The organism is Mesorhizobium sp. YC-39 (genome assembly GCF_025753795.1).
In the GTDB taxonomy this organism is placed as follows: Bacteria; Pseudomonadota; Alphaproteobacteria; order Rhizobiales; family Rhizobiaceae; genus Mesorhizobium.
In genome coordinates this window covers 226,972-251,622 of the sequence record NZ_JAOWPS010000005.1, presented here as the reverse complement: position 1 = coordinate 251,622, position 24,651 = coordinate 226,972, and the positions used below count along the sequence as shown (strand labels likewise).

Sequence of the window (24,651 nt, the reverse complement as noted above, 5' to 3'; positions counted from 1 at the left end):
CCGTCCAAACAAGCTGGCTATCGGGTTAAGCTCCGCGTCCCTCCCGAGGCCGGATGTACTCCAACGAGGTACGGCTCCTACTTCGATGGGCCTAAGCACGCCTCAACGCTAACCTTATGCGCAGGCTGTATCGGTGCGACCCGCGGATTAGGATCACAGCGCGCTCGCTTCAGAAGCAATCCGGGGCGCCGTATCTGTATCCATTCGCCGCGCGGAGAGTTGATTGTCGATGAAAGTGGTCGTGATCGTCGCAACGTTTGGTCGCAGGGAACATGTGGCTCGGCTTCTCGCACAGCTTGAGCGGCAGACCCGACTCCCGGACGCGGTCATAATTTCGGCTCCGGACGCAGACCATATTCCCAACAACATAGTCTGCCGGTTTCCTGTATCGAGCGTATTCGGAAAAACGGGCTTGCCGGCACAGCGTAACATCGCCCTCGATGTCGCAGGCGACTGTTTCGATATCATCACCTTTTTCGACGACGACTTCATTCCTGCAGACGACTATCTCGATGGCGTATCGAGGGCGTTCATGCAGCAGCCTGACTGGGCAGTGGTGACTGGAAAAGTGCTGAAGGACGGTGCAACGACTGCAGGGCTCACATGGGACGAGGGCATACAGGCGCTTCGCGAAGCCGGCACAGCGGCTGAAGCGCGTGGGGTGGATCAACTCAGCGCCTACGGCTGCAACATGTCGATCAGGGCGGCATTCATCGGCGGCCTGCGCTTCGACGAACGGCTTGTGCTCTATGGGTGGCAGGAAGACGTTGATTTCACCAGCCAGTTGAGAGCCAGAGGTCGGGTCGTCTCTCTGCATTCGATCCGCGGGGTTCATCTCGGCATCAAGAGCGGTCGCGTAAGCGGCGTTCGTTTCGGCTATTCCCAAGTGGCGAACCCAATCTACCTCATCCGCAAAGGGACCGTTCCATTGACTTTCGCCTTAAGATTGATGGGCAAAAATCTGCTTGCCAATCTCGTGCGCAGTCTCTGGCCGGAATCCTACATCGACCGGCGAGGACGTCTGCGCGGCAACCTTCTGGCTCTTTCACACGTCGCAACAGGCCGGGTGGAGCCAGAATATGTTCTGGAGATCTAGTGCAGAGGTAAGAGATGCTCGATGAACCGTCTTTTTCGATCGACAGCGGCACTTGCTCAAATCACCGAGCCCGGTGCCTGGACACGCCGCCCAATCGGCGCGACGCTTGGTGCTTCATCCACTTCGTGGTGTCGACGGGGATGTTCTTGGCCTGCATGTTGGGTGTTTCGGCTGCGAACGCCAAGGAGTATGTGCTCGGCCCGCAGGATAAGCTCCGCATCAAGGTCTATGAATGGCGTGCGTCGCGCGACACGATTTTTGCCTGGGGTGCCCTCAATGACGTATACACGGTCGGTCCCAACGGCTCCGTTTCGCTGCCGCTGGTCGGCGAAATCAAGGCTGCCGGCCTCACCACCGGCGAGATTGCGGACTCCATCGGCAACAGCCTGATGAAGAGTGTTGGCCTTGGGCGAAAACCGGACACCGCGGTGGAAATCGTCCAGTTCCGACCGTTCTACGTTGTCGGCAAGGTGACGCAATCGGGAGAATTCGCATATCGACCCGGGCTGACCATCTTGCAGGCATTGAGCATCGCGGGCGGATTGCGGACGCGGGAGGACAAGGACGCTCGGTTCGAGCGCGAAGTGATCCAAGGTCGAGGGGATGTGAACCTGCTTAGGCTGAACGAAGCCAATCTCCTCGCTCGTAAGGCACGGCTCGAGGCGGAACTCTCGCATGCCAGCGACATTCAGTTTCCGCCCCAGCTGACGTCACGCATTCAGGACGACATCATTGCCATGCTCGTGAAGCAGGAGCATTTAATCTTCCAAGCGCGCAGCGAGGGGCTGGATATCCAGATCAAGGCGCTTCAAGGTTTGCGTGACTTCCTCCAGAAGGAACTCGCCTCGCTGGACGCGCAGCTCGTTTTCCTCGACAAGCAGATTGACTCTATCCAGAAAGAGTTGAAGGCCGTCTCGGCGCTTGTGGTCAAAGGTCTTGCGGCGGCGCCGCGGGAATTTTCTCTAGAACGAGCCCTCGCCCAGGTGCAGAGCGAGAGGTTGTCGGCGGAAACCAGTCTGCTGCGTGGCCGTCAGGAAATCAGCAAGACCGACATATCAATTCTCGAACTCCAGGACGGACGGAAAAACGAGATAACGATCGACCTGCGTCAAACTCAAGCCGAACTCGACGCTCTCGACAGCAAGACAGAAACAGCAAGGCGGCTATTGTACGACTCCGCGATATCTGCCCCGAATCTTCTTGCCCACCGAGCCAACGCGGATCTGGCCGCGCCGATCTATACGATTTTCCGACCGTCGGCGGATGGTACGACGATGCAAATACAAGCTAACGAAACGAGTGTCGTGGAGCCTGGAGACACCATCAAGGTTGAAATACCACTGGCTCCGGATGAAACGGGCGCGCTGGACCTGATATCGACCGAGCGGCACGAGGCGCCGGGAATAGAACTCAAAGCAGAAACCGTCGGCGATACTGTGGGCACTCCGTAGTCCTCCGGGGCGGATTATGCTAGACGCGGCCTGGAACGGTGCCGGCCTGCGCTTGAATCATGTTTTCGCTGGAATCGCGCGAATGCTGAAGCGTCCTTACAGGAGCCCCAGCAACGCTGTCGTCTTCAACAGGCAAGAGCCGGCTGACAAGAACGACAGCGAGAGGAATCAAGAACACGATACCCGGGTCGGCGCTGCCACTTGCCAGGGATCCGGCCACGAGCGCCGACAAGGCGCAAGCGCGGACACTCGACGCGATCGCGTCGACCTCGGGGTCGATACGCCCGCCACCCCTTAGGCCCCGCACCAGCATTGCCAACAGAACTGTCATCATCGCGGTGCCGAACAGCCCCAACTGGGAAAGCAGCGCTATCGGCCAACTCGAGGCCCGCGAGCTTCCCAACCCGACCCCCAGTCCACCTGTATCGAAGAAAGACTGCAGGCTTTTGTAGTTCCAGTAGCTGCGCTCCTGGCCGGAGGCTGATGTGACTTTGTTGATTACCGTGGTGTCGACAAGCTGCAAAACCGGATCGAAGAAATGAGGATAGAGCAGACTGGCGGCCATCGCGGAGAGGAGCGAGAACGGTAGCAGCGCGATAAGCAGTGCCTCCCCCGACCTCAGCCGACCTGAAGTGAGCGACTTGACGACGGAAAAGACAACGGGCACGCTTACGATTGCAAGACCGACATAGGCGGTCGACGATGTCGACAGCAGCAGGAGAACAAACAGGGCCGCTCCTAATCCCAATGCGAATTTCGATCCGGTCTTGCGCCAATAAGTGTAGGTGAACGCCAGCCCTGCCAGCGATGCTCCGCCAAACGCCGATGCCTCTGAAAACGCCCCCGCAATCCGCCAAAACCCAGCTTCCGTAACTTGCGTCAGCATAGCGTAGTTGGCGGTACGAATCGGGGCGAGAATGTCGCCGGCGCCGATCACCTTGCCCAACAAATCCAGAATGCCCATCAACGCGTGCAAGGTGAACCAGAGGAAGAAGCCCCGCCTGATATCCGCTAACGTGCCGCTGCGCTGAAGCAGCAGACAGACCGCCAGGAACGTCAACCCTCCCAGAACAAAGTATCCCGCCTGAGAGATGTTGGCCGATACCGGCGCCAACGCCGCTTCGTAGACGCCCCTGCCGGTGCGGGAAGCGACGAAGGCGCTCGTCTGCCCCGCAAAGAGCCTCGGAAATAACAGCGCTCCCATGCTCACATAGATCATGAGCGCGCAGACGATCCATGCTGCACCGATACGAACGAAGACCGCTCCTATTTCTCTCCAGATACCCCGTCGAGCCAGCGCGGCCACTATCAGGAGCATATCAAAGACCGTGAAGATTAGCGGCGATGAGCCGCCGAGCGAGGTTATTGTGCCGATTGCCGTCGCACCAAAAGCCAGGGAGGCAATCAGCGCAGCGATCATCGACCAGCGCATGTAAGCGACGAATGCCAGAATTCCCGTGCAAATCATTACCCCTATGACGGAAATCTGCATTTCACCACTCCGACGATATCAATAGTCCCGGCCCTGACTGCGCCACCGGAACGCTTAGCTAAGTGGATGGCTTCACAGAAACGAGCGACTCTGATTTCCTTCGACAGGGTTGATCTTGCGCAAAAAGCAAATTGACCTGGGAGGTCGTCGTGCTGCTTGCCATCGTCGGCGTTGCGGGCCTTGCCCTGATAATAGGGCTCACGCTGCGCGTGCCAGCGCTGATAGCGGCGACATCGGTGGTGATCGTCGGCAGCATAGCTACGGGCAGTATTCTCCACCTGTCTGTTCAAACCACCATCCGCTCGACGCTCTATCTTGTTATGGTCACCCAAATTGCCTACTTGGCCGGCCTCGCGCTTGCCGTGTTGTGGCACCGCCCAGGGCGGAGGCGATAATCCGCTGAGACCGTTTCTGCTCACCGCCCCTCCTGGACATTTACAAGTTCAGGAGGTCTGATCAAATTTCATCATGGCCGGTATTGTCCGCACCAGGATCGAAAGATCGCGGCGTAGAGACCATGTTCGAACGTATTGCGTATCCAGCAATACGCGATGCGAATATTTGGTCATGTTTCTCCCGTTTATCTGCCAGAGGCCGGTCAGTCCTGGCCGCGTCTTCAAATATTCGTGCGATGCGGCGCCATAGCGTTGCAATTCATCGGCAACGACAGGTCGCGGACCGACGCAACTCATGTCGCCACGCAAGATGTTGAACAGCTGCGGCAGCTCATCCAAGCTCGATTTGCGAAGCATCTTTCCGAAAAACAGGATACGCGGATCGCACTTCAGCTTCTGGTTGGCTGTCCACTCCTGGGCGGCTTGTGGATCGCAGCTCAGATGCCGCTCGAGCACCTCCTCGGCATTCGGTACCATGGTGCGGAACTTGTAGCAGTCGAAGACCTTTCCGTTGAATCCAATACGGCGGTGGACAAACAGCGCCGGACCGCCTGTGGTGGCCTTGATCAGAAGCGGGATCAGAAGCAGGATCGGACTGGCCAGAATGAGCGCTGTCGAGGCTACCGACAGGTCCAGCAGCCTCTTGGCCCAACCGCCGAGAGGCTGTCGGCGGTCGCCCCGCGCATCTTCTTGAATGCTTGCCGTTTGCATATCCGGCTCAAGCGCAATGGTGCCGTGGTCATGGCTTGCGTTGAGTTGAGGCGACGAAAGCTCTGTCGTATTCGATGCGGCGGCTGCGCCGCTCTCACGCCGAAGAAGCAATGTCGCCGCAGGCCCGGCCCCGACCAGAATGGCCAAGTCTTCGCACGGCCGCAGGTTGCTTTCGATCACGTTGGACATCTCTGCTCACGCTCGATTTCAGCTGTTTTCGTTTGCATTTTCTCCACGACGGATGACCTCCGGCAAGCAGAGAAAAGGTGGTAGATTGGGGGTGATTGGCAGCGGCCGGGCTACACCTAAGATGCTAGGCTAGGTACGGACGAATGGCTGCTCCGACCAATGGCTGCTCCGACCAATGACAGGCGCGATAACGGAATCGGACGTTCGACTCGCTGGCCTCCTCAGGCACCCGTGGGAGCATGGCGCGGCCTGTCTAACGGGTCCTCTGCGCCGCCTTGCCCAAGGGCGCAGATTCACTTGACATGCAGGTGTCGAATTGACGGGCAGTGTCGAACCTGCCGCTGAGCTTGCGCTCGACTGACACCGCCGCGAGGAAGACAAGATCGATGTCAGCGCGGTGCTTGGGCTGCGCGCTTCCGGTAACGATGAGCCGAAACAGAACGAACACGCGTCATCAACACGCCAAGTACGGTCGAATTGGTATTTCTGAGAGTCTGCGTCAGATCTTCAAGTTGATCAAGCGACGTCACACCCCACTGGGCCACCACAATCACACCATCAAGAAGCGGGCAGACAGCAAGCCCTTCAGCACCTGAACTAAAGGGGGGAAGTTCAACAATGACAACATTGTAAGAACCAACATCGCTAAGTAGTATTTCCATATTCTTGGGAACAAGCAAACTCATCGATTTCGACTTAACGTTCTTCAAGTAATAAAACGATGTCTCTTCAATGAACTGGATTTGCTTGACGAGATCTTTAGGGCTTCCGGAATCCTGATCGATCATGTTGAAATCGGATGAATTGAGAAGTTCGTTGGCCAGCGCCGACTTATGGTCCGCGTTGATCACGAGGGTCGCTGTGCCCGACACCCCATAGAGGGCCGCCAGATTGCTTACAACGGTGCTCTTTCCATCGCCGGGGGACACGGATGTGATTCCGATGCGGCACCTAGGCTGGGCAGCCCCGGCCAAGCTCATGATCGCCTTGACGCTCTTAAGGCTCCCGCTGAATGAAGAGTCTGGATCCCTGAGCACCTCATTAAGCCGACCAAAACCACCCCGCCTGAAGCTGACCGGCGGCAATTCTCCAATGCAGGCTAGACCCAGTTCGCCGCGGATCTGATGCGGCGTCCTCACAGTCCGATCGAGGCCGCGCCGCGCCACGGCAAACCCGATGCCAGCCACCAGTCCGGCAAGTGCGCCAAAGGCGAGGATCAGCGTCTTGCGCGGCCGACTGGCTGTCTTTGGGCCCATCGCCGATGTAATGACACGGGCATTGGCGATCAGATAGGGCTGTTGGTCGACCGAGTTCGTATACGCCCCGAGCAGGCTTTCATACATCTTGCGGTAGGTGTCGGCGGTAACTTCCAACTGCTCTAGCGTGGTCTGGTGTGTTGGCTGTTCTTGGTTGAGGGGGAGACCCTGTCCCTCGACGGACGTCTCCTCCTGGCCGATACTGTAGTCGTGTTTTGCGCGAAACTCCTGGGCGATCCTGGTCGCCTCGTTCATTTGGTTGCCGACCTCCCGCATCCGCCTTTCCAACCATGCAATGCCTTCGCTAGCCGCAACTTTTGTCGTTTGCACTTGCTCACGTACGAACGCCTCCGCCGTAGCGTTTGCGATGCGCGCCGACAATACCGGGTCCAGAGACTGGAATGTAATGTCTATAGCATACGAGACACCGACACGCTGGACATCCAGGCCATCGTTGAATATCTCCACCGCGCTACGCTCACGCTCGCCTTCCGGCTGCGGACTGTTGGTTTGTTTTTGATCCGGCCAGGTCAGCATTCGATCGAAGAAATTCGTCAGGGCGGCATAGCTGGCATGGAAACCGCCGGCCTGAACAACACTTATCCAAGCCCGGCGAAATCTCTCGCCGATGGTCGGACCGTGCATATCCCTGAACGTTGGATTGTTCATGAGTCCAAGGTCGTCGATCACCATCATCGCGATCTTCTGCGAGCGCAGAACTGCAAGCTGGCTCTCGACCTGAGCGGTGTCGAGCGACAGATTCACTTCGGCGGGCTGCTGCTGAAGGTTTCTGGGAATCTTTGGTTCGATCAGGATCTGGGTTCGCGCCGCATAGATTGGATCCGAGGTAGCAACGTAAAACGTGGCGCAGAGGATCCCGGCGACCAGGAACGCCAGAATCGAGAAAACATACCGCCGGACAAAAGAAACAATGTCGGCAAGGCTGATAAAATCCTGCGGGGCATCCGCTCCGCGCCATGTCTTGTGGGCAATCGCCGCCAACGGCCGGTCTAGCATGGCTTCAATCCATATCTGCAACGAAAAGAGCGGCGAACTGCAACGGTCGAGCAGGCGCCACCGATGGGCCTAATTGCGAGCATGCAGCCGTGACGAAACCGTTTAACTTGATCGGCTCGACACGTGGGCGCCAGGAAACATCTCATTGAGCTTGTAGACGACCTCCGTCCTGTTCGTCGCCTTCAACTTCTTCATGATGTTACGAATGTGGACCTTGACAGTGCTTTCTCGGAGATTGAGCTCATGAGCGATTATCTTGTTCGCCTTCCCACGCCTGAGAGCCTGAACGACCTCTTCTTGCCGCTCCGTGAACACGCTCGCCATGGGTCTTGTCATATCGACACCCGTGTCGATTGCCTTGTGCTGGGCAAGCACACTGCTTGCCGGGACAAATGTGCCACCGGCAAGCACAAGACTTACGGCTTCAACACAGATCTCGAAACAGATCGACGAAGGGATGTAGGCTTTTGCGCCATAATTCAACGCCTTCAGGATCTGCTCTAAATCGTCGGTGTCGGCCAAAATCACCACTGGAACCGGGTGAGCCTCATTCACGAGTTCGGCGATTTCGCTGCCGGTCTTTGCGTCTGTCACCTTTCGGCTGCCCACGTTCAGCAGAATAGCCGACGTCGACAGTTCATTCTCTTGATGCCGCCACTCTTCGATCGAACCAAACGACAGGATTTCCTTCCCGATGCCATAAGCGGTCAGGCATTGCGCAAGACATTGTCGGTCAAGCACTCGCTCATCCAGCAGAGCCAAGCAGGATTCGGCTAAGCCGTGTCTGTGAAGATGTATTCCATTCCCGGTCTTCCGCGATACGAATTCCAGTGCACCGGGCGATTTGGTATCCAATTGAATTGTCGGAACCATGAACTTACTCCCCAACATAACTTACGTTTCGAGACCAGTACGAGAGGGACTTCAGACAACTACCATTCCCGCGAGCGACGTTCTGTTCGCGCCACCTTCCTTATAAGTATGAGATTGCCCGATAAGTGTAAGATTGCCAGGCCCCCGCCATGGTCATAGCACTATTGCTGTAGATGAGGTTATCGGCTAAGGAATAGGCTTTCACTAATTTAGGTTAACAAAATATAAAAAAAAATTGGTTACTTCAGTTGATCTAGGAAAAGGTCGAGCCAAGCGGAAACTGGACCTCGCGTTGTTTGCCAAGCGCGAGTGTCACCGTCCATAAAGATAGCCGGCCTCACCGATGGTGTGGCTTTGAGGCCCATCGCGCGCCTTGGCGTGGTGCGCCAATGTAGCGTCAACCATAGATATAACTGTCATCGAACTCGGCAAATTTCGTTACGCCCAGTCGATCGAGCACGCGGACATGACCTTGGCGGAACTCCAGAAACCTGCGTTCCCGCAATTCTCGCAGCATTCGATTGACATGGATCGGCGTCAGGCCGAGCGCGTCCGCGAGGTCGTACTGGGTGAGAGGGCATGCATAGCCGGTGCGGGTGACAGCGCCGACACGCTCCAAGCGCGTTCTCAGTTCGAGCAGCAAATGCGCTGTACGCGCCAAGGCGCTGCGTCGGCCTATATTGGTGAGGTGTTGGGCAACAAGCGCTCTCTGGCGCACGAGAGTTTCGACAAAAAGGGAGGCAATGCGGGGCGAATTCGCTGCGCCAAGAGCAAGTGTCTTGGTCGAGGCTTCGAATACCGCAAGTTCGGTTTGAGCCACAAATGTCTCAAGAGCAGTGCCCGTGTAAGTCTGTGGCAGGACAATGTCGCCCTTCAGGGCAAAATCCAAAATCTGTCGCTGTCCACCGGCAAGATCATGGGAAATGCACCCCCAGCCTGACTCGATTACGAAGGCGCGATCGCCGTCCTCCCCCTGATTGACAATGGCGGTCTCCGCCTCATATCGCTTCGGCACGAACCCTAGCGCCTTAATATACGCCTTATCGTCGCTTTTGACTCCGACCGTCGTCGGACCGTTTTCATTTCCACTCGAAAAGAGGCGTGAAGCGTACGTCATTCGAACCCCACCAATCCTCCCCTAGATACCTCCCTAGGCAAAAATGTACTTCAGCTTTGACGCATTGAGTACCCTGCGCTGGCTACAACCAATGGATGATATTGCACTGCACTCGTAAGAAAGCAAGGATCATGCCTGATCAAGCCGAAATACGATCCGAATTGACTGTAAAGTTCGACCGACTTTCTGCACTGCCTGTTCGCATCGCGAGGTCTCCGCCGGTCGCAAGCGCTTGGTGACACCTGCCACTCACCGTGTAACTTTCGAACATGCGCTTACGGCATTCGGCGTGACTGGCTCGCCGTACCAAACTGCGAGCCGGGCATCGCTGCTATGATCGGAGGTAGCGCTGACGTTGCCGGCGTGAACCGCCGGTCGTTCAATCGGCCGGACCGTGCCACGTCTTCAAGCAACCCTCTGATTTCAATCGCAGATAACACCTCGGATGGCTCCAGGTCGAGCAGCACCGATTCACTCAAGTGCAACGCTGCAAGCGCAATCGCTGTCAGCTGCCTCACAGGACCAGCAAGTCGGCCCGGCACGAGATTTTCTTTTTGCCATGACGACGTTCGACGGACGAGAGCGCTAGTTTATCGGCTCGGAACGACTACGGCTCGATGAGTAACCTTCGCCGCAGTTCCAGGACCGGAATGGGTCGATTGACGCCCCTCTTTCGAGCCAAACTGTCTCCGTTTCAGCCGCGGCACAGTGGCAAGGTATACCCCATTGGCGGTAAGCTATGAATCCCCGACTACTTCGCAATTGCGAAGAGACCGCTCGCCACGTGCCCGGAAGAGGATATGTCTGGAGTGCCGATGCCACGGACCGAAGCCCGTCCAACGGTCGCATCGGCTTTTGCGCATCATGGATCTCGCTTAGGGCGAGCGGCGCTTCAACCGCCTTACTGCGCTAGCGTGAATGCTGGACCGCCAAGTGGCGGTAGCTTCGGGTTGCGGCTAGCCGCATTGGACCGCCCTTGGCGGACTGAGCTCACGTGACGCTGAAATTGTCGCCTGGCTCAGGCAGGACTTGGTTGCTGATGTAGGTCGGCCCGCATCTCATCGGTCACGTTCCCACTGCTCACCAGCCAATAGCCCCTTGCCCACAGGTGCTGACCCTGCAGCGCTTGTGCAGCATTCCGAAACTCACTCAGCAGCTTGTCCGAACTGCGCCCTTTCAGATGCAGCACGGCGCGCGACACAGACAGACGCGGCGGGATCGACAGCAGCATAGGCACGTGGTCGCGATTGATCGACCCGGATGTTCATCATCTCATGCGCCCGCGCCGTCTCGCGCAGCAACTCGCGGCATCGGCTCCAACATCCCCGCCAAGCACCGCGTAGCGGTACTTCGTCACCCAAACCAGGTGTTACTTGCAGTCCCAAACCGTGTGGCCGCCACGCTTGTACGCTTTCATCCGGCCACTCTACACCGCAAGCGCCGCGATCCCAGCCGCCTAAAGGCGTGGGGTTTGCTGATCCCCTATCGGGGACTCTAAACCGCCATTTTGATCTCGTTTGGCGCCGGGTTTAGGAAATCCTCCCCTGATGGCGTTTTGAATCCTTTTTTCCAACCACATAACGGCCATGCTCAAACCTAAAACGAATAACATGGAAAGCACAAAGACGACGGGCGTCGGAAAATCCAAGGAAAATAGCCACCAGACCATAACCATACCAACGGAGTAGTGATTCAAATATATTGGATAGCTTATTCCTCCAATATACTTTATCATCACATGACGCTTAGAAAGCTTGAATTTAATAAATTCGCTATGTCTTACTCCTGCTGCCATTATACACATACATATCAACCAAACTATCACAGCGGAGAATTTATACGCATAACCGCGTTCAACCGAAATGAAAATTTCCGCAGTGCTCATACAGCCGAAAAGCAATAACAATACTACTTTCCACGCATGACGCTCCATTCTGCGATGATCATCACCACCGTTCTTGACAAGAGAGAAGATCATACCTGCAGCGAAGAAAACACCGTGCTGCAGCAGAAGCAGTTTGAAGGGGAACCGTGAAAGCATTGAAATCGCTTCCTCCGACCGCGTGGACGGCGGTAGCAAATGTAACCCCGAGACAATAAGAAGATATACGGAGCTAGAAAATCCTATTATTTTGGCCAGATCATAGAGTGATAAACGAAACCTCGACAAAATTGATACGATCACCAAAAGATAAAATACGGCCTCGACGACGAGAGACCATACGACCCCGTCGATATAGGGGCCCTTAGGGGACAATATTACAGATCTACAAAAATCCATCAGAAGATGGGACAAATCCTCGCCATAAAAAGCTCGTGCGGCCAAGCTGACGAGCGCGGACAGCCACAAGGCTGGCAATATACGCGTAGCGCGAATGCGCGCGAAACGCAGCGCTTGCGATGCCCCCCCTTCGCCTGAGGCACTCATGGCGATGACAAACCCTGAAATTACGAAGAAAATTTCGACCCCTACAGCACCCAAACCGGCAAACGCCGACAGAAAACCGAAGGCGACATCACTTCCCTCGGCGACTGACGCACTGTTCCAGGCGTATGTCGCGAAATGGTTCAGTAACACCAAAATCGCTGCAAAAATGCGTAAGAAATCTATGATGAGGTAATGGATATTTCGTTCCAATGTTTCTGGACCTTGTCAGAGGTCAAGATGGAATATTATCGTGAAACGATCAGTGCAGACGCTAGTACATTCGGATATAAGCCAAATGGATTAACCGTCGTATATGATCAGTGCCCTGCTGAATATACAGCGATTTTTCTACGCATGACCTTCTATAGGCGAGATTTTATAACTGATGGATTGCTCGTCGCCTTAGTATGTGGAGTAGCGCTGCGCTCCAATCATTGCTATTGATGCAGAATGCTTCGCGCCGTCTTCAAGGTAACCGCATGGCTGTTGCTCATCGCTATCTTGGCCGCCACGATTGTTCCGATTGGAATGCGCCCCCATTCAGGCCTTGGCCCAGAGCCAGAACGAGTCGCCGCGTTCCTTGTCGTTGGTCTGTTGTTTGGTCTCGCCTACGACCGCAACTGGATGTTGGCACTTGGCCTGGTAATCGTGGCTGGGGTCGGCATCGAAGCATTGCAGATGCTTAGCCCAAGTCGGCACCCTACCCTTGAGGACGCTGTGATCAAAGCGCTAGCCGGCAGCGTCGGGGTTTCGGCCGGCTGCATCATCGCAAAGAAAGGCTGGTTGGCACTGTAGAATGTTCGTTGGACCGGCGCCACACAGCCATTGGTCGACCTGCATAGCGTACCGCGTAGCGGTGACGCTCACCCCCGTTCCTACAAATCCACCTACTCCTAATTGGTGTCGTGCCTCCTAATTGATGCCCTGCTAATGTTCTCGCTGGCTTGGGAGGTTCCGATCGACCTCATTGCGAATGTGTTCGCCGGCGCGTGGGCTGCCGGCGTGCTTGCCGCCATCTGGTATGTCTGGAGGCGGCCCTCGCCACCCGTTGCCGAACGTGAGCAAGACCGCGATTTGCGGGAGTGGCTGGACGGGCAACTATAAAGGTCGCTTCTGGCGGATTTCTGACATTCCACGCAACTTCGTTAACGTGGCCGTTCACTGCCACCCGGCAGGGATCGTTGTCATTTACGGGTCGTGTCCGGCCTCGTTGTCCGCAGGTCCACACGCATTGCCGCGCCGCGCGAAGAGGCGCCGCCGCCGAAGTGGCGGGAAGCCGTTCCGAGGGGCGCTAGCGAGAAAGATGAGCGTTCGGAATCCGTGCTTGATCGGGACGTCAGAGTACCGAGAAAATACGATCATGCCCAAGCGTGGAAAATCACGAGTAGTCACTTGCTACATGCCCCAGTTAGCAGCCTCAGCTCTCTGTTATTGGCGCACAAGTAGCTGATATCCATGATTCTTTTGTCAATCGTGTTTTGGTGCACAACCACCCCTCGGGCGACCCGACGCCGTCGCGCGCGGACATCGAGATGACGAAGATGATCATCGAGACGGCCAAACCGCTCGGCATTTCCGTGCACGATCACCTCATCATCGGCAAGAAGGGCCACGCCAGCATGAAGGGCCTGCTGCTGATTTGAAGCAAAGGCGCTGATCCCACGGAACTCAGGTCTGTCACGCGGCGCCCATCACCGCATAAAACAAGTATGAATTATGCCAGGATAGCAATCTCCTGGATGAAATCCAGAAGCGCTCGAACCTTCGCCGGCGGGAGGTGACGCGAGGGATGATAGGCATAGAGCGGATAGAGTTCTTCCGACCATTCCGGCAGGATCTGAACAAGCTCGCCCCGCGACAGGAAAGGCACCAGGCCGATGGCGAGGCTCTGGAATATGCCTTGACCGGCCAGGCAAGCCGCCATCGCGACTGAAGGATCATCCATGACCAGGCGATTGGAAACCTTGACTTCGCTGACCTCTCCGCCGCGCTGGAACTCCCAGGCAAAAGGCAGGCCGGTCTGCGGGTCGCGAAAGAGCAGCGCTTCGTGATGGACGAGATCATCGGGCGATCGCGGCTCGCCATGTTTTTCTAGATAGGCCGGAGCGGCGACCGTCAGAACACGGGTCTCCAGCAGCTTGCGGACGATAAGGGATGACGCATCGGGCGGGCCGAAGCGCACCGCCACATCAACGCCGGCCATCATCTCCTCACGGTAGTTGCTGGTGGAGAGATCGACCGAAAGCAGAGGGTAGCGGGCCAGAAACTGCTGGAGCTTCGACGCAAGCACCATACGCGCGAACCACGGGTCCACCGACACGCGCAGACGGCCACGCACAACCACCGCCGCGCCTGCGGCCTCGGCGGCAGCCTCATCCAGGCCAGCGAGAAGCGGCATCACCTGCGTGTGGAAGCGACGTCCTTCCTCGGTGAGGTTGACTTCGCGTGGATTACGATCGAAGAGCCGCACGCCGACCCGCGCCTCCAGACGCGCGACGGCGCGGCTCACCGCTGACGGCGTCAGGCCGAGCATCTCCGCGGCGCGGGCAAAATTCCCGGCCTCCGTCACCGCTGCCAGGACGCCGACGCCCGTCAGAAGCCGCGTGTCGAAAGCCATCCGATTTCCATTCGCCTCCGCTCTCCACTGGCGCCTCATCCCGAGGCGAGCAGTGCGTTTGAGTCACTATAGCATTGATTTAAATGCGCGTGAATCACGGAGCGGTGCGGCCTACAACATCGGCGTCACAGCCGAAGCGGCCTCTACGCCGGGCTCGCCTGAGCCCGCGACATCAACCTTCTGGAGAACCATCATGTACGCAATCAGCGGAATCACCGGCCAGGTCGGCGGCGCGCTTGCGCGCAGCCTCCTTGCCGAAGGACTGCCCGTTCGCGCCGTTCTGCGCGACGAGGCAAAGGCAGCGGAGTGGAGAACCCGCGGCTGCGAAATTGCCCTGGCCGAGATGGAGGACGCGGCAAGCCTGACTTCAGCCTTCAGGGGTGCCACGGGCGTTTTCATCCTGCCGCCCTCCGAGTTCGATCCGGAGCCCGGCTTTCCCGAGGCCAGGCGCGTCATCGCGGCCGTGGCGGCGGCTTTGAACGAGGCGCCCCCCGGCAAGGCGGTCTGCTTGTCGACCATCGGCGCGGATGCGCCGCACGAGAACCTGCTGACCCAGCGCACGCTGATGGAACAGTCGCTGGGAGAGATCGGGCTTCCGGTCACCTTCCTGAGGCCCGGCTGGTTCATGGAGAATGCGCTCTGGGACCTTGCCTCGGCGCGCGACGAAGGCGTGCTGCGCAGCTTCCTGCAGCCGGCAGACAAACCGTTCCCGATGGTCGCGACGCAGGATGTCGGGCGCCAGGCCGCCACACTTCTTCGCGAGGACTGGAGCGGGATCCGGGTCGTCGAGCTGGAGGGGCCCGAGCGCATATCACCGAACGATCTCGCCCGCGTCTTCGCCACCGAGCTGAAGCGACCTGTCCGCGTCGAGATGGTGCCGCGCGAGAGCTGGGAGCAGATTTTCCGCACTCAGGGAATGCGAAATCCATTGCCCCGGATGCGGATGCTCGACGGCTTCAACGAGGGATGGATCGAATTCAGCTCGCACGGCCAGTCGGCGATGAAGGGCAATACGGCACTCGAAAGAGTCATTGCCCAACTCGTCAGAGCACCAGCCTGACGACGCCGTTCATCGTGACTGCTTGCGCCAGGTCTCGGGGTGCTCTCGGCGCCGTGGCGCGCCGATCAAGCCACATCCTGTGACGGCGCCAGTCTGCGCTGGCGTGCATGCCTGATCCTCTGGCGGATGCCATCAGCAACGGAAGCGAGCGTGCCTTGCGCCGTACGCGGCCCAAGAACGGATTGCAGGGTAACGGCCTGCGTTGCGAACTTGTTCTTGAAAGACTCCGCGCCACAGAGGAAATCGACCATGCCCAAGCCATGATCGATCGACCACCGTATGTAGTCCATGATCAGGATTATGCCCGGCGACGCTCGGCTGTAATCCGGATCGTAGGTGGTCACGAAGGCCATCATGACCTGGCGCTGGATGAAGTTGATGGAGACCGCGATCATCACGCCATTGCACTCAAGTACGAAAATGCGCAGCACGCCGGCACGCGCCAGCACGTCAACCAGTGCGGCGAGCACCGGCGTTCCCTCCTCGAAAAGTTGGGATTCACGCGAATGCTCCGTCAGCCATCTGCGCTTCAGAACCGAGAGCCGGTCCAATATCGGCTGCAGCGGCTCATCGGGCGCAAGCAGGCGAAATTTCACTTCCCCGGTTTCTTCCAATGCCTTGATGTCTTCCAATGCCTTGATGCCGCGCCGATAGTTCTGGCGTGTCTTTTTAGACTGGTCCTCCAACCATGCCGCTCCACTCTTCCAGTGTCCGGCGACACGATAACTGACTTCCTCCCTATGATTGGGACGAAGCCTGATCCCGCTGGAAGCGCCCACAGCAAAGATCTTGCGGGCCGCCGCATCCGGCAAAAGACGATTGAGAAAGGCAAGATCGAAACCACCGGCGTCACAGAGCTGGGCCCACAGATCCTGCAGGGCCGACAATGAGCATTCCGGAGCAACAAGCATATCCCCATAATCGGTATAGCTGCTGGCCGCCCATTCAAGAAACCGCAGGCCCCTGCGCTTGCCGATCGCCAGAGGCATAACGGCAACGAGCCTGTCACCATTCCAGACCAGGCCGATGCGCAGTGCACGCTGGTCACGGTCCGCTACCGTGCTCCACCATGCCGAAACCCAGGCATGGCTCTGAAAGATCAGACCGTCGGTGCGATGCCAAAGATGCATCCACTCGGCTTCGATCGCAGCCAGACGATCCGCCGAGCGGATAATTTCCAGGCGCTCCGTACCCACGGCGTCGATCGAAACAAAGCTGTTCATGACGGTGAACTGTCCTGTGGCTGTGCGACTACATTAGGCCGCCTCTGGAACAGCCGGATGACGTGCCTCCCCATCTTCTTCAGCGGCAGGATGTAGAGCCCAAAGAGCGATTGGTAATCGCGCACATCGCGATCTATCAGGCCAAATCTCAAATCTTCATCCGGATCCGGCACAAACTGCGTTCCAAAGAGACGATCCCAGAACGAAAAAAGCAGGCCAAAATTCTTGTCATAGTGGCGAGGATCGATGCTGTGATGCACCTGGTGCCAATGCGGACACAAGATGACGTTGTTCAGCGGGCCGAAGGAAATCTTGAGATGCGTATGGCGAACGAAGTCCATCATCAGGATGTTGCGGATGACGTAGACATTGATGCCGAAGATAGCGATCTCTACGGGATCGAGCGCAATCAGGCTCCAGATGCCAAAGCAAATCCCCGGGATGACGCCGTCCCACATTCGGTTCATCAGATCGTCCAGCGGATGAACCCGATCCTTGGTGATCCCCACCATCACCTCGGCCGAATGATGCACCTTGTGCAATTCCCACAGGAACGGGAAGCGGTGCTGGGCGACATGGTAGAGATAGTATGAAATATCATAGGCTATCAGCATGGTGGCGGTGAAGATGATGATCGTCACCGGTCCGGCTGGGCCGGCGATGAGCGGCGCCTGGATGCCAAAGAGCCAGCCGATTGCCTCATGTGTCGCATAGCCTACCGCGGTAACGAAAGTGACGCCGGCGGGAATGAGCAGAAAAGGCATGATCGCCCGTTTCGTGACCCAAAATAGAACATCCGCTCGCGCCGACGGGTGCAGGATGACCTCCGCCGGGAAAGCGAAATCGAAAAAGTCCCTGAAGGATTTATGTTCGACGGTTCGCCAATAAGCGATCACCGCGCTCCCCAGTGCGGTGAGGAAAAGCAGGCCGAGAGTCAGCAGATTCATGCTGGAGAGCTTTTCGACAATCACTCTGGCGAATTCAGAAAACATCGGTGCGGTGGCCCTTGGGTCCGTGAGATGGCGATCCGGCGAACTGTGAAGCAAGAAAAGTGCCAAACTCACTGCATGTTGCCTGCAACCAGGTGGCTTCTGCGCATGCAACGGGCAAAGCATGCCGGATTATTTGCGCCAGACTAGCAGATCAACCCTAACGAAACCGCTAAATGTCCCAACGTAATTAATATCGAATGCGGCCGGACATCCGACAGCCGGCCCTGCGTGCGACACCGGTCTACCGTTGCGAAGGGGCGATTGCGGCGAGGTGTATCTGGATGCCGTCTTCTCCCACTTGGCCATGCCAGGCGAGGCGTTCGGCCGGCTGCCTGGCGCCGAAACGCGGCGAAACCCAGCCGCCCTGCCCCGGTGTGTCGCCGCCGGCGCGGATGTCGACCGCCGCGTCCGGAAAGCGGACCGCCAACAGCGGCTCATCGCCGCGCAACACCATGACTGTGGTTCCGTCCCGGCTAGCGCGGAGGCCGGCGGCGAGCTGGAAGACGATTTCGGCCATCCGCCGGCCGCCAAGCAGCTGGTCGGTGACCAGGATGCCGTCTGCCTGCTGCGCAACGGTGCGCTGATGCACAACGCCGAAGCGGCCTTTGTATCCGTCATGCCGGGCACGCAGCTTCCAGTGCTGTCCCCGCTCGCTCTGCGCCAATGCCGCGACCGCCTTGTGCGACCAGTTGAACGCCCCGGTCATGATGCTTTGGCTCTTGCCCTCGATATTCAGCGTGTTGTGCGCCGGCGTGGAACGGAACCAATCGCGCCAGCCCCCGCCCGAACCGTAGAGCCAAGTGCCGGGATCAACCAGCACCGGCTCGCCATCGATACACAGTGTGAGCGACAGTGCATCGGCATGGCCGTGAGCCGCTATCGAGAGATAGCCAAGCGGGCCGTGGTCAAATGTCAGCTCGACGCTGCGGCCATTCATCTCTCCGCGCCAGACGGAGAGCCCGCCTTGCGTGAATGTTTGCAACCCATACGCCGCCGGCGCCGGCCCCAACGGCGCCCCAAAGAAAAGCGAGCGAAAATCATCCGTCTCCGGCACATTGCCCGGCATCCCCAGCAAGCCATGGATGGCGGCAGCGATAGATCGGACATAGCCCGGCTCGTCTCCCAATGTCAGGACGCGGCCTTCATCATCGTCGCCAAAGCCGATGGCTTTCCGGGGCAGCCAACCCACGAAATCGGCGAATGCCGCCAGACGCGCTTCCGCAGCCGGCGGAAATGGCTTCCCGGCCTGTCGCGCCGCGGCGGCGCAAAGCAAGATGAGTTCGGCGGTGAAGGCTGCGTAAGTCGGGGTCTGCTCGGCACCGGCGCCATCGGCAAGAATTTGCTTGTGCACCTCGGCCAGCAGAGCGTTGCGGGCAGCGGCGGATTCGGTCCCGAACACCAGGCTGATCAGATACTGGCCAGCCAGTTCCGCGACGAGATGGTTGTTGGCGGAGGAAAACCGGGAGGGAAACCGCGGCAGCCAGTAGGCGCTCGCCGCCAATATTTCACCGACGCGCTGCCGTGTCGCCGCGCCAAGCCGGTCGCCGACGAGGTCCAGAGTGACGATCAGGCTGATGGCTCGCAACGCCACTTCGATGCCGGAGGCCCAGCCAATTCCCCGGAATGGCGGGTTGGCGGAATGCCAACTGTCGATCGCCGCCTCGATGGCCGCCCCAGCCTGATCGTCGCCGGCGAGAAGCAGGTGGGCGGCCAGCGGCGGCAATTGCTGCAGCCGGTTGATCTCCCAAACATATTTTACGTCGCCGCGGTCACCGCGATGGCGAAAATCGATATCGAAAGTATGGCTCTCGGGGCCTGGCCAAAGCTCGCCGGTCACCGGATCGAAACGCCAAAGCTCTGGCGCAAAAAGCTGATCGCGGTTGCGCCGTGGCCATGTCTGCCCGAGCGCGGAAAACTGACCGCAAAGCGTATTTTGCGCGGCCGCCGCTATGGCTTGCCGTAGCACCGGTGTTGCGGTCAGCGCAGCATCGCGCAATCCACGCAGTACAGGGTGCAACTGAGGCGAAGGATAGCGCTCCCAGCCGTCGTCACGGCGTCGCGAAACGATCCTTCGGCGCTGCTCGTCCAGCCTGTGCAACACCTCGGCCGGCCCCATGCTGCGCAATCGGTTGATGTACCAGCCGATCCTCATACGCGTTCCGCCAAGGTTTCTATCCTTGTATACCATGCTGCCGAAAAGCCGCGCCGCGGCAATCCTCTTTTCCACACCTGCGGTTAATATCTCGACCCATGATGCGGAGAGTGGCGATGAAAAGAGTGGTGTGCGTTCTGGTCTGGCTGCTCGCCATTGCGACAGCGGCCGGGGCTGCGCCGATTCACCTCGAGCGCGGCGTTGGCGTGCATGAATGGCTCAACTGGTCGCCAGTAGGGAAAGATGGATCCTACAGCTGGCCGCCCTACCGCAGTGAGCAGGAATGGCTTGCGGGACATAGGCCGCTGACCGATTGGCCGGGCGGCGACGAATTTGCGCGCATTCGATCGATGGGCTTCGACTTCATCCGGCTGAGCGTCGACCCCGGTCCTCTTCTTGCCAGCGAGGGCGCCAAACGACAGCAGGCGCTGGACATACTTGCCGCCGCGGTCGAACGGGTGACATCGGCCGGTCTCAAAGTGGTCTTCGACCTGCATGGCGTCACTCAGGTTCCGGCCTATAGCATGGAGATGATCTATGGCGGCGCCGACAGCGAGGGTGTCGCCCACTATCGTGACATGGTCGTGGCGGTCGCCACTATGCTGGTCAAGATCGGCACCGACAAGGTAGCCCTCGAACCTTATAACGAGCCGGCTTACTACCCTTGCGATTCGAGTGGAAGCGATGACTGGCAGCGGATCATGGCAGGCACGGTTCACGACATTCGCGCGGTCAGCAGCGAGCTCACCATCGTTGCAACCGGAGCCTGTGGCGGCAGCATTGCCGGATTGGCCAACCTCACCCCCAGCTTTGACGATCCGAACCTCTACTACAGCTTCCATATGTACGAGCCGCACAGTTTCACGCACCAGCGGCCCGACGAGGCGAACGCCTTTGCCTCGGGCCTTCCTTGGCCAGCCAGCAGCAGTACGCCCGAAGTGGTGAGAGAAATGCTCAAAATCCGCATGGAGGCTGCCGGCTTGAGCACAGTCGAGCAGGTGATGAACATGGCCACGGCCCAACAAGCGATCAACCGATATTTCGCGCAGGACTGGGGCCAGGGCCAGCTCGAAGCGAGCTTCCGCCAGGCACTCGATTGGGCTGAGGGACATGGCATTCCGGGCCGGCGGCTCTTCATGGGTGAATTCGGCGTCATCCTCATGTCCGCGGACGGTCGCATGGGCGCACCCGATGCCGACCGTCTGCGCTATCTCTCAGCGGTGCGCCGGGAGGCCGAACGCTTCGCGATCCCGTGGTCTGTCTGGGAATTCTCCAATCCCTATGGAATGACCCTCATCCTGCCCGATGGGCCGGCGGTCCCGGACCCGGAGATGCTGCAAGCGCTGGGCCTGCCGTAACATCGCTTCGCGGGTCAAGCTTGGCTTCAATCCCTCCGGCGGTTTCCTAACGATGCGGCCGTCAGCCACCAAGTGTTTAATACATTCGGTGTTAGTAGCTTCGTGAATACGAGTATCCGGGGGGGAGACGATGTGTGGAATTGCCGGCTGGATCGGGCGGAGAGTCAAGAATCCGCAAGACCGCGCTGCCAGAATGTCAAATGCATTGCGGCATCGCGGTCCCGATGCTGAAGGCACCGAGATCCTGGACTTGAACACCGGCGAGGATCAACTGGCATTGGTGCATCGCCGCCTGGCGATTATTGACCTGAACACCGATTCAAATCAGCCCATGCAGATCGAGGACGGTCGCCTCAGGATCATCTTTAACGGCGAAATATACAACTACATCGAGCTGCGTCAGGAGCTGATCGGCTTCGGTCATCGTTTTCGAACGCGCTCCGATACCGAGGTGCTGCTCAGAGCCTATGATCAGTGGCGCCTGTCCATGTTTGATCGATTGAGCGGCATGTTTGCTTTTGCGATCTGGGATGCTCAAAGCCAGGAATTGATCCTCGGCCGGGATCCCTTCGGCAAAAAGCCGCTTTACCTCATGCAAAGCGAGAAATTGCTGTCGTTTGCTTCTGAGATCAATGCGTTATTGTCGTCGCAGCCGGATGCACGGCAACTCGATCTGGGCGCTGTGCACGAATATCTGAAGTGGCGTTACGTGCCCGGACCGCGCACGCTTTTCAAACAAATCCGCAAACTCAATCCCGGAAGCTACGCTGTCTGGTCGCAAGGGACGGTCACGGAGACGCGCTACTATACGCCGCCGGACCAGATGGACCGGACCGAGCACATCGACCGAACAACCGCCAGGCGAAAATTTCTGGAGCTGCTCGACCGTTCCGTCAAGATCAGAATGCGCAGCGATGCACCCTTTGGTGCCTTTCTCTCCGGAGGGCTCGACTCCTCGGCAATCGTCGCCCTGATGACCAAGCACAGCGACAAGCCTATTCGTACATTCTCGGTCGGTTTCAGCGAACCGACTTACAGTGAGCTCCCATTCGCCCGACGCGTCGCCGATCATTTCAAGACTGATCATTGCGAGTTGGTCATTCAAGCGGACGACCTGATTGACCACCTGCCCAAGTTGAGTCGCCATCTGGGGGCGCCTGTTTCACAAAGTTCGGACATTCCAATTTACCTGATGTCGGGGCGGGCCTCGCAGGACGTCAAGATGGTGCTCACTGGGGAAGGAGCAGACGAGATTCTGGGCGGCTATCCCAAACATCGCGCGGAGTCGCTGGCTGGACTCTATCGGTCGCTTGTTCCGGCGCTCCTCCATGACAATCTTCTCGCCCCCTTGATACGCGCCATGCCTGGCGCATCGGCCAAGTTCGATACATTTGCGCGAAGCGCGGGCGAAAGGGACTTTGCCGCCCGGATGATCTCCTGGTTTGGAGCTTTGACATCGCGCGAACACGATCGCCTTATTGGCGCGTCCGCCGATTGCGGCAAGGAACGCAACGACTTCCCGTTTTCCTCGAGCGCGAAGGCTTCCCATCTTCGCCGCGTGCTGTTTTTCGATCAGACGTCGTGGTTGCCCGACAATCTCCTGGAACGAGGCGACCGGATGATGATGGCCGGTTCAATCGAAGGAAGAATGCCGTTCCTCGACCGCGATCTGGTTGCCTTTGCCAGCTCATTGCCCGATCGCTACAGACTTGGCCGGCGGCACAGCAAGCAGATCTTGCGCGACAGCATGGCCGACATGCTTCCCGAGGGAATTCTCCATCGCCGCAAAATCGGCTTCAAGGTGCCGGTCGCCGAATGGTTTCGCGGGTCGATGAGGAACTACGTGCACGATCATCTCTGCTCCCCTCATTCCGTCATCCGTGGCTATTTGAGCGCCAAGGAGCTTGATCGGATCGTCTCGGAACACGTCAAGGGCGTCGCGGACCACGAAAAGCTGATATGGGCGCTGTTGAACTTGGAGATATTCCACCGCGAATTCCAGCTTGGAGCGCCGCAGTGACGCCATTGGGTCAGCGTCAGCGCTTGACCGATTGGGTGGCCTTTGACGCGGCCGATCTCCAGACATCGCAGATCGCGCCGACAAATGGTGCGATATCAAGCCGTTCCCGATGCACGGCCTTGGCGGCCGCGCCCAGGCGCTCGCGCAACGCCTCATCCTCGACCAGCCGTGTTAGCGCCTCGGTCAATGCCGCAACGTCGCCGGGTGGCACCAGCAGACCGGATTGCTCGTTGGTAACGATGTCTTCCACGGCACCGACAGGCGTCGTCACCACCGCGAGACCGGCGGCCATCCCTTCGATGACCGAGACCGGCAGGTTTTCGGCAAAGGAGGGAAGCACCAGAATATCGGCCGAAGCGATTAGCGATGCGACCTCGTCAGGCCCGACCCAGCCTGGAAAGGCCACGCGCTCGGCAAGGCCCAGTTCGGCCGATTTCGTTCGTGCCGCCTCCACATCGCCATCGCCGGCAATTGTGGCGCGCCAACCCTTGATGGCCTTCATGCGGTGCAGCGCATCGCACAATTGCGGCACGCCCTTGCGCTCGCCGATACGGCCCAGGAACAGGATATGAACGCTGTCTCCGCCGCCGATATGCGCCAGGGATGGGACTTCAGTGGCATTGGGCACGATCACGATGTTGTCGGCGGCGCCTGGCGCCCGGTTTGCGATGAAGTCGCGCCAGATACTGCCTAGAACCACGACGCGGCTGGCATGCTCGAACATCTGCCGGATGCGGTGGCTCAGAAAGCTGTGATTCTCATGCCAGAACGTCTGATACTCTGCTCCATGCAGATGCAGGACATAGGGGATGCCGAGCAGTCGCGCGCACTTCGCAATCACCAGTTTGCGATAGGTGCTGCCAAAGCCCGACAAATTGATGTGGACGACATCGGCATGCCCGGCGATTCGTGCTGCCAGCATCCGAAAGCAAAAGCCGGTCATATAGAAGGCCGACAATGCGACTGGGCCCGAACCGCGACTGGGAAGGAAACGGGCGTCGATATCGGCGCTCCCATGCCGTTTGAGCCCGTGGTCGAGCGTGGCCATGATGCGGTCGATGCCTCCCTGCCCCGAAACGCCCGAGGGCGTCGCGACCAGAACATGTACTTTTCGATCTTGAATGAGACGCTGCAGCATGACGGCATTTCGGATAGCACATGCCGCGTAACTGGAAAGCTAAGTTTCCCTATAAGGTTTACGACA

19 protein-coding genes and 1 pseudogene are annotated in these 24,651 nt (G+C 58.4%); 8 read left to right on the top strand and 12 right to left on the bottom strand.

The window, feature by feature from the left end:
• Nucleotides 1-229: 229 nt before the first annotated feature.
• Both OHD62_RS26885 and OHD62_RS26880 read left to right on the top strand, forming a co-directional pair.
• Entirely contained in the window at nucleotides 230-1,096 is an 867-nt protein-coding gene (locus OHD62_RS26885) for a glycosyltransferase family 2 protein (RefSeq protein ID WP_263789089.1), read from the top strand.
• 140 nt (nucleotides 1,097-1,236) lie between these two features.
• Nucleotides 1,237-2,547, top strand: coding sequence for a polysaccharide biosynthesis/export family protein (locus tag OHD62_RS26880; RefSeq protein ID WP_263790173.1), 1,311 nt, complete (start codon nucleotides 1,237-1,239; stop codon nucleotides 2,545-2,547).
• Between the two features lie 19 nt (nucleotides 2,548-2,566).
• On the opposite strand, the gene OHD62_RS26875 is transcribed toward OHD62_RS26880, so the two are convergent.
• Nucleotides 2,567-4,039, bottom strand: a complete 1,473-nt coding sequence (locus OHD62_RS26875) for a hypothetical protein (RefSeq protein ID WP_263789088.1) — start codon at nucleotides 4,037-4,039, stop codon at nucleotides 2,567-2,569.
• Nucleotides 4,040-4,188: 149 nt separating this feature from the next.
• Here OHD62_RS26875 and OHD62_RS26870 point away from each other — a divergent pair, with 149 nt between their 5' ends.
• Nucleotides 4,189-4,434 (top strand): hypothetical protein, encoded by a 246-nt coding sequence (locus tag OHD62_RS26870; protein WP_263789087.1) that lies wholly within the window; start codon nucleotides 4,189-4,191, stop codon nucleotides 4,432-4,434.
• A 48-nt stretch (nucleotides 4,435-4,482) separates the two neighbouring features.
• Here OHD62_RS26870 and OHD62_RS26865 read toward each other — a convergent pair whose 3' ends face one another.
• From OHD62_RS26865 to OHD62_RS26840, 6 genes are all read right to left on the bottom strand, one after another.
• Nucleotides 4,483-5,145, bottom strand: a complete 663-nt coding sequence (locus OHD62_RS26865; protein WP_263790172.1) for a sugar transferase — start codon at nucleotides 5,143-5,145, stop codon at nucleotides 4,483-4,485.
• A gap of 578 nt (nucleotides 5,146-5,723) precedes the next feature.
• Nucleotides 5,724-7,607, bottom strand: coding sequence for a GNVR domain-containing protein (locus OHD62_RS26860; protein WP_263789086.1), 1,884 nt, complete (start codon nucleotides 7,605-7,607; stop codon nucleotides 5,724-5,726).
• Between the two features lie 102 nt (nucleotides 7,608-7,709).
• On the bottom strand, nucleotides 7,710-8,480 hold the full coding sequence (locus tag OHD62_RS26855; RefSeq protein ID WP_263789085.1) for a response regulator transcription factor: 771 nt from the start codon (nucleotides 8,478-8,480) through the stop codon (nucleotides 7,710-7,712).
• Between the two features lie 397 nt (nucleotides 8,481-8,877).
• Nucleotides 8,878-9,597, bottom strand: a complete 720-nt coding sequence (locus tag OHD62_RS26850) for a Crp/Fnr family transcriptional regulator (RefSeq protein WP_263789084.1) — start codon at nucleotides 9,595-9,597, stop codon at nucleotides 8,878-8,880.
• A 1,018-nt stretch (nucleotides 9,598-10,615) separates the two neighbouring features.
• Nucleotides 10,616-10,828 carry a transposase gene (locus OHD62_RS26845; RefSeq protein WP_263789083.1) on the bottom strand — a complete coding sequence of 71 codons (213 nt, stop codon included), beginning with the start codon at nucleotides 10,826-10,828 and terminating at the stop codon, nucleotides 10,616-10,618.
• Nucleotides 10,829-11,053: 225 nt separating this feature from the next.
• Nucleotides 11,054-12,235: an acyltransferase family protein gene (locus OHD62_RS26840; RefSeq protein WP_263789081.1), complete on the bottom strand. Its 1,182-nt coding sequence runs from the start codon at nucleotides 12,233-12,235 to the stop codon at nucleotides 11,054-11,056.
• 240 nt (nucleotides 12,236-12,475) lie between these two features.
• Here OHD62_RS26840 and OHD62_RS26835 point away from each other — a divergent pair, with 240 nt between their 5' ends.
• A complete protein-coding gene (locus OHD62_RS26835) occupies nucleotides 12,476-12,820 on the top strand; it encodes a hypothetical protein (RefSeq protein WP_263789080.1) in 345 nt (114 codons plus the stop codon).
• Between the two features lie 680 nt (nucleotides 12,821-13,500).
• A pseudogene (locus OHD62_RS26830) lies at nucleotides 13,501-13,668 on the top strand (JAB domain-containing protein); the annotation flags it as partial.
• Nucleotides 13,669-13,739: 71 nt separating this feature from the next.
• On the opposite strand, the gene OHD62_RS26825 reads toward OHD62_RS26830, so the two are convergent.
• Nucleotides 13,740-14,642, bottom strand: a complete 903-nt coding sequence (locus tag OHD62_RS26825; protein ID WP_263789079.1) for a LysR family transcriptional regulator — start codon at nucleotides 14,640-14,642, stop codon at nucleotides 13,740-13,742.
• 193 nt (nucleotides 14,643-14,835) lie between these two features.
• On the opposite strand from OHD62_RS26825, the gene OHD62_RS26820 reads away from it, so the two are divergent.
• A complete protein-coding gene (locus OHD62_RS26820; protein ID WP_263790170.1) occupies nucleotides 14,836-15,702 on the top strand; it encodes an NmrA family NAD(P)-binding protein in 867 nt (288 codons plus the stop codon).
• Between the two features lie 65 nt (nucleotides 15,703-15,767).
• Here the strand turns inward: OHD62_RS26820 and OHD62_RS26815 are convergent, their stop codons facing one another.
• The 3 genes from OHD62_RS26815 to OHD62_RS26805 all read right to left on the bottom strand — a co-directional run bounded on the left by OHD62_RS26815 (nucleotide 15,768) and on the right by OHD62_RS26805 (nucleotide 20,069).
• Entirely contained in the window at nucleotides 15,768-16,925 is a 1,158-nt protein-coding gene (locus tag OHD62_RS26815) for a GNAT family N-acetyltransferase (RefSeq protein ID WP_263789078.1), read from the bottom strand.
• A complete protein-coding gene (locus OHD62_RS26810) occupies nucleotides 16,922-17,917 on the bottom strand; it encodes a sterol desaturase family protein (protein ID WP_263790168.1) in 996 nt (331 codons plus the stop codon). The genes OHD62_RS26815 and OHD62_RS26810 overlap by 4 nt, the downstream gene beginning before the upstream one ends.
• A 241-nt stretch (nucleotides 17,918-18,158) precedes the next feature.
• Nucleotides 18,159-20,069: a heparinase II/III-family protein gene (locus OHD62_RS26805; protein WP_263789077.1), complete on the bottom strand. Its 1,911-nt coding sequence runs from the start codon at nucleotides 20,067-20,069 to the stop codon at nucleotides 18,159-18,161.
• Between the two features lie 116 nt (nucleotides 20,070-20,185).
• Between OHD62_RS26805 and OHD62_RS26800 the strand changes: the two genes are divergently transcribed.
• Together OHD62_RS26800 and asnB are read left to right on the top strand one after the other, a co-directional pair.
• The gene (locus tag OHD62_RS26800) at nucleotides 20,186-21,427 is read left to right on the top strand and encodes a glycoside hydrolase family 5 protein (protein ID WP_263789076.1); all 1,242 of its coding nucleotides are present in this window, start codon (nucleotides 20,186-20,188) and stop codon (nucleotides 21,425-21,427) included.
• A 130-nt stretch (nucleotides 21,428-21,557) separates the two neighbouring features.
• Complete coding sequence (asnB, locus tag OHD62_RS26795; protein WP_263789074.1) at nucleotides 21,558-23,447, top strand: asparagine synthase (glutamine-hydrolyzing); 1,890 nt, start codon at nucleotides 21,558-21,560, stop codon at nucleotides 23,445-23,447.
• A 16-nt stretch (nucleotides 23,448-23,463) separates the two neighbouring features.
• Here asnB and OHD62_RS26790 read toward each other — a convergent pair whose 3' ends face one another.
• Nucleotides 23,464-24,585 (bottom strand): glycosyltransferase family 4 protein, encoded by a 1,122-nt coding sequence (locus tag OHD62_RS26790; RefSeq protein WP_263789073.1) that lies wholly within the window; start codon nucleotides 24,583-24,585, stop codon nucleotides 23,464-23,466.
• Nucleotides 24,586-24,651 lie beyond the last annotated feature (66 nt).

What these genes read in the sequence shown, in the direction of transcription:
- OHD62_RS26850 (WP_263789084.1), bottom strand. Translation starts at nt 9,597, where the DNA reads ATGACGTACGCTTCACGCCTCTTTTCGAGTGGAAATGAAAACGGTCCG.
- OHD62_RS26885 (WP_263789089.1), top strand. Translation starts at nt 230, where the DNA reads ATGAAAGTGGTCGTGATCGTCGCAACGTTTGGTCGCAGGGAACATGTG.
- OHD62_RS26855 (WP_263789085.1), bottom strand. Translation starts at nt 8,480, where the DNA reads ATGGTTCCGACAATTCAATTGGATACCAAATCGCCCGGTGCACTGGAA.
- OHD62_RS26880 (WP_263790173.1), top strand. Translation starts at nt 1,237, where the DNA reads ATGTTCTTGGCCTGCATGTTGGGTGTTTCGGCTGCGAACGCCAAGGAG.
- OHD62_RS26790 (WP_263789073.1), bottom strand. Translation starts at nt 24,585, where the DNA reads ATGCTGCAGCGTCTCATTCAAGATCGAAAAGTACATGTTCTGGTCGCG.
- OHD62_RS26875 (WP_263789088.1), bottom strand. Translation starts at nt 4,039, where the DNA reads ATGCAGATTTCCGTCATAGGGGTAATGATTTGCACGGGAATTCTGGCA.
- OHD62_RS26815 (WP_263789078.1), bottom strand. Translation starts at nt 16,925, where the DNA reads ATGAACAGCTTTGTTTCGATCGACGCCGTGGGTACGGAGCGCCTGGAA.
- OHD62_RS26825 (WP_263789079.1), bottom strand. Translation starts at nt 14,642, where the DNA reads ATGGCTTTCGACACGCGGCTTCTGACGGGCGTCGGCGTCCTGGCAGCG.
- OHD62_RS26860 (WP_263789086.1), bottom strand. Translation starts at nt 7,607, where the DNA reads ATGCTAGACCGGCCGTTGGCGGCGATTGCCCACAAGACATGGCGCGGA.
- asnB (WP_263789074.1), top strand. Translation starts at nt 21,558, where the DNA reads ATGTGTGGAATTGCCGGCTGGATCGGGCGGAGAGTCAAGAATCCGCAA.
- OHD62_RS26805 (WP_263789077.1), bottom strand. Translation starts at nt 20,069, where the DNA reads ATGAGGATCGGCTGGTACATCAACCGATTGCGCAGCATGGGGCCGGCC.
- OHD62_RS26835 (WP_263789080.1), top strand. Translation starts at nt 12,476, where the DNA reads ATGCTTCGCGCCGTCTTCAAGGTAACCGCATGGCTGTTGCTCATCGCT.
- OHD62_RS26865 (WP_263790172.1), bottom strand. Translation starts at nt 5,145, where the DNA reads ATGCAAACGGCAAGCATTCAAGAAGATGCGCGGGGCGACCGCCGACAG.
- OHD62_RS26820 (WP_263790170.1), top strand. Translation starts at nt 14,836, where the DNA reads ATGTACGCAATCAGCGGAATCACCGGCCAGGTCGGCGGCGCGCTTGCG.
- OHD62_RS26845 (WP_263789083.1), bottom strand. Translation starts at nt 10,828, where the DNA reads ATGCTGCTGTCGATCCCGCCGCGTCTGTCTGTGTCGCGCGCCGTGCTG.
- OHD62_RS26810 (WP_263790168.1), bottom strand. Translation starts at nt 17,917, where the DNA reads ATGTTTTCTGAATTCGCCAGAGTGATTGTCGAAAAGCTCTCCAGCATG.
- OHD62_RS26800 (WP_263789076.1), top strand. Translation starts at nt 20,186, where the DNA reads ATGAAAAGAGTGGTGTGCGTTCTGGTCTGGCTGCTCGCCATTGCGACA.